The sequence below is a fragment of the Sulfurovum sp. genome (genome assembly GCF_049668085.1).
Lineage (GTDB): Bacteria > Campylobacterota > Campylobacteria > Campylobacterales > Sulfurovaceae > Sulfurovum.
This window is the reverse complement of record NZ_JBATIY010000041.1, coordinates 1-4,018: the sequence shown is the minus strand read 5'-3', so window position 1 is coordinate 4,018 and position 4,018 is coordinate 1. Positions and strand designations below refer to the sequence as shown.

Sequence of the window (4,018 nt, the reverse complement as noted above, 5' to 3'; positions counted from 1 at the left end):
TATAGTCTAAGATCATTTTGTATGCTTCATCTTTTAAAAGAAGTTTTTCTTTTTTAAGTGTTTCAAGCTCAACATCTGTCAAAAGAGTACGTCCTGCTTCTGCATCTTCAACTTGCTGGTCAAGTGCGTTATGCTTTTCAAAAACTTTTGCAAAGTGTGCATTGCTTAGTTTTAGTTCGTGTATTTCATTTTTGTATTCGTGTAACATGTTACTTCCTAGTATTAATATATTCTATTATTATAACTTTTTTGTGTTTAGTAGAGAGTTAAAAGTAAAACTTTTAAGTTCGATACTCTGCATTTATTTTCACATACTCATAACTTAGGTCACAGCCATAAGAAGTATAGCTACCATCACCTAAACCAATGTCGCAAGTCACTTTAAAACTATCTTGTTTCATGATCTTATAGGCTTTGTCCTCACGCACTTTGTCTAACTCTCTAAATTTACTAGAGTAGATAAGAAGGTCATCATAGTGTATGGTCAGGGTTTCGTCATCACACTCTATGCCAGATGCACCTATCGTTGAGGCTATACGTCCCCAGTTAGGATCTTCCCCAAATAGCGCAGTTTTTACCAGGAGAGAGTTACTTAGCGCCATGCTTGCTCTCTTCGCTTCTTCTTCACTCTTGGCTCCTTTGACTTCAAAGGTCACAAGTTTGTTTGCCCCTTCTCCATCTTTGAGTATAAGCATAGCTAGATCAAACATGATCTTATTGAGGGCTTGCGCAAAGGCTTCTTTATTGTAATGGGTACTTTGTTTGTTTGAAAGTAACATCACTGTGTCATTTGTAGAGGTGTCACCATCCACAGAGATACGGTTAAATGAGCCTTCTGTTGCTTCTGTGAGCAGTTCATCCATGTCAGACTTAGGGATGTCTGCATCAGTAATGACAAAACAGAGCATTGTAGCCATAGCAGGGTTTATCATACCTGCACCTTTACAGATAGCTGCAATATGAAAAGAGTTACCATCTTCAAGTTCTACTTGGTAAGCTAACTCTTTTTTGAAGCTGTCTGTCGTCATGATGGCACGTGCTGTCTGGTGTGAATTTGAAGCATTAAAATCTAATGTATCAAAGGCTGAGATTATTTTATCTATAGGTAATCGGTAGCCTATAACTCCAGTTGAACTCATCACAGGATTGAGTACATCTTGTTTGCTTGAGAGTGTAGACATAATGGACTCTATATCTTCTATCCCTTTTTCACCTGTCATGGCATTTGCATTTTTGGCATTGATAAGGAGAAAATTGGTTTGAAAATCTTTGGGATATTTTTGATAATGTTTGATGGGTGCAGCCTGAAATGTATTGCTTGTAAATACAGACGAGATATCACAAGGTGCTTCGCTCCGTATAAACGCAACATCACCATCAACATCAGATACACCAGAGTTTGTAGGGTTTGTTCTCATACCTACATTCGTAGCACCACAGAAGAACCCTTTTACATTTTCTAAACCGTTTTCTAATGGAAGCAATTTAAACATACTTGAGTTCTTCAGGTTTTTCTTTTTTTCGCATAATTTTTTTAGCTTTGGCTATACCTTCACTTGTACCTATAAGTAGGAGTTTGGATTCTGGCATGATGATCGTATCACCTTTAGGCATAGGGATAAATTTGTCATCTTTTTGACGTATACCGATGATCGTCACATTCGCAATATCTCTAAAACGTGCAGCTTTTATTTTTTTCAGTGCAAGCCACGATGTTTTAAACACTTTTGCTTCTTCCATATCAAGAGGAGTATCTTTTTTATAAAGAAATTCTTGAAGTAGATTTTCCATCTCTGGACGTGCTGCCATTGCATTGATACGTTGTGCCATGAGTTTTGTTGCCGTAACAACCCTGTCAGCACCAAGTTTAAGGAGTTTTTGGTCATCTTCATTGCTTTTTGCATTGGCAATGATGAGAAATTTTTTACCACGGTGTATCTCTGTTTCATACAGTCTTGCAGAAGCGATAGTTGCAATGTTGTCTGCTACGTTAACTGCCAAAGTGATGACACCTTTTGCCGAGGAGAGATGCGATTTCAATATACCTTCTTCTGTATGTGGCTCTGCAGTTACAAAGTAAGGATAATGGTGTTTTTTTGCTATCTCTTCCATGTCTTCTCTAGGGTCAACAACTACAAAAGGGATGTGGTTTTCACGAAGCTGTTTGGTTACCTGTATTGTAAATTCATTATGATAACAGACAACAAAATGGTTTTTAAGTCTAGCAATTTCGTAAAGCATTTTACGCTCCTTGGCAGTTTTTTGAAATTCACCTTTTTTGACGACTTCTGCAATAATACCTATAGCGATAGAAAAAACAATAAAGCCAAAGATGATAAGGGTGATGGTAAAGATACGGCCCATATCTGATATGGGCTTTATCTCTCCGAAACCTACAGTAGTAAATGTGATACCTGTTTGATAAATGGCATCCATAAGTGGAAAATCATCAATAAGCATATAACCGATCGTACCGGTAAGCATAACAAATACAGTAAGTATAAGAGGAAGTCTAAAAGGCGCTAAATGAGCATAATACTCGTCATTTAGTGTAATATGAGGTTTGTGTGTGTCTCTCCAACCGAGAAACTTTTTAAATCTTTGTGTGGCTTTCAAAGCCCGAGTCCCAAAAGTAGGGACTTACTCAGCTGTAGCAGCTTGAGCAGCGTGTTTCTTCATTGTTCTGAGTGTAGAAGCAGCAACTTTAACTCTTTTAGTTGTTCCATCTTCAAGTGTGATCTTTACAGATCTTAAGTTTGGAAGTTGTCTTCTTTTTGTTTTGTTGTTTGCGTGAGAAACGTTGTTTCCTGTTAATGGGCCTTTACCCGTAATGTCACATCTTCTTGCCATAGTATGTCCTTTAAGTTAATCGTTCTAATAGCACTTTGTATACGTCAAGTGTAAAACGATGAATATTTTGTGGGATTATAGACGATTAGAGCATAAAATTTGCTTAAGGTGCCTGTTTGTTGCGAATCAAAACATAAAATAGTTCCAAATGTGAGATCGCAAAATAATTGACAAGTTCGTTATCATCAGGATGTTGAAGAAATAGTAGTATATCCTTCCATTACGGCACTAGGTCACAAGTTTGCTTTTGCTATAATAAATGAAAATAATATAAGAGGATATTTATGTTAGTAGCCCCAAGTATACTTTCTGCTGATTTTGGACATTTGGCTCGTGATGTTGCAGCAATCTGTGAAGGTGGTTGTGACCTTGTACATGTTGATGTCATGGATGGGCATTTTGTACCTAACCTTACCATAGGGCCTGTAGTGGTTGAAGCGGTAGCTAAAGCAGCAACCAAGCCTCTCGATATACATTTAATGGTAGAGAACAATTCATTTTTCGTGGATCTCTTTGCACCCTTAAAACCAGAATTTATCTCTTTTCATATTGAAGAAGAGAAACATCCGCATAGATTGATACAAAAAATACGTGCACTGGGTATACGTCCTGCCATTACGCTCAATCCGCATACACCGCCTGAAGCTATCGAATTTTTACTTGAAGATCTAGATATGGTACTTCTTATGAGTGTGAATCCGGGTTTTGGTGGACAAAAGTTTATTCCTTCCGTGATCGAAAAAGCACAACGCCTCAAAGCACTGATAGAAAAAAGAAACCCAAAATGTCTTATCGAAGTCGATGGTGGAGTCAACGATAAAAATGTAAAAGAATTAGAAGCAGCAGGGGTCAATGTTGTCGTGGCTGGTTCGTTTGTCTATAAGCATCCAGAAGGCATAAAAAACGCAATTTCTGCATTAAAATAAGGGGAAAGTAGATGAGAGTTAAAATTTGTGGGATCACTAATTTAAAAGATGCTTTACACGCTGTAGATTGCGGTGCAGATGCATTGGGATTTGTTTTTTACAATAAGTCACCAAGGTATATTACACCTGCAGCAGCCAAAAGGATCATAGATAAACTTCCTCCTTTTGTGGAAAGAGTCGGGCTTTTTGTCAATGAAGGCATTGAGACCATAGACACAGTATGCAGATACTCAGATATTTCA

Annotated in this window: 6 protein-coding genes; 2 read left to right on the top strand and 4 right to left on the bottom strand. The window is 37.6% G+C overall.

All coding sequences use genetic code 11. From position 1 onward, the window contains the following. From WBM70_RS02715 to rpmB, 4 genes are all read right to left on the bottom strand, one after another. A partial coding sequence (locus WBM70_RS02715) for a YdcH family protein (RefSeq protein ID WP_424556979.1) occupies positions 1–208 on the bottom strand: 208 nt, incomplete at its 3' end. A gap of 73 nt (positions 209–281) precedes the next feature. Continuing rightward, a complete protein-coding gene (argJ, locus tag WBM70_RS02710; RefSeq protein ID WP_424556978.1) occupies positions 282–1,493 on the bottom strand; it encodes a bifunctional glutamate N-acetyltransferase/amino-acid acetyltransferase ArgJ in 1,212 nt (403 codons plus the stop codon). Then, complete coding sequence (locus tag WBM70_RS02705; protein ID WP_424556977.1) at positions 1,486–2,616, bottom strand: potassium channel family protein; 1,131 nt, start codon at positions 2,614–2,616, stop codon at positions 1,486–1,488. Before WBM70_RS02705 ends, argJ begins: the two co-directional genes overlap by 8 nt. Before the next feature lie 24 nt (positions 2,617–2,640). Beyond that, positions 2,641–2,850, bottom strand: coding sequence for a 50S ribosomal protein L28 (rpmB, locus tag WBM70_RS02700; RefSeq protein ID WP_223898740.1), 210 nt, complete (start codon positions 2,848–2,850; stop codon positions 2,641–2,643). Positions 2,851–3,134: 284 nt separating this feature from the next. On the opposite strand from rpmB, the gene rpe reads away from it, so the two are divergent. Both rpe and WBM70_RS02690 read left to right on the top strand, forming a co-directional pair. Then, positions 3,135–3,776 carry a ribulose-phosphate 3-epimerase gene (rpe, locus tag WBM70_RS02695; RefSeq protein ID WP_424556976.1) on the top strand — a complete coding sequence of 214 codons (642 nt, stop codon included), beginning with the start codon at positions 3,135–3,137 and terminating at the stop codon, positions 3,774–3,776. A gap of 11 nt (positions 3,777–3,787) precedes the next feature. Further along, on the top strand, positions 3,788–4,018 hold a 231-nt coding region (locus WBM70_RS02690), incomplete at its 3' end, for a phosphoribosylanthranilate isomerase (protein WP_424556975.1).

Coding starts and splice junctions, on each gene's coding strand:
- argJ (WP_424556978.1), bottom strand. CDS start 1,493: ATGTTTAAATTGCTTCCATTAGAAAACGGTTTAGAAAATGTAAAAGGG.
- rpmB (WP_223898740.1), bottom strand. CDS start 2,850: ATGGCAAGAAGATGTGACATTACGGGTAAAGGCCCATTAACAGGAAAC.
- rpe (WP_424556976.1), top strand. CDS start 3,135: ATGTTAGTAGCCCCAAGTATACTTTCTGCTGATTTTGGACATTTGGCT.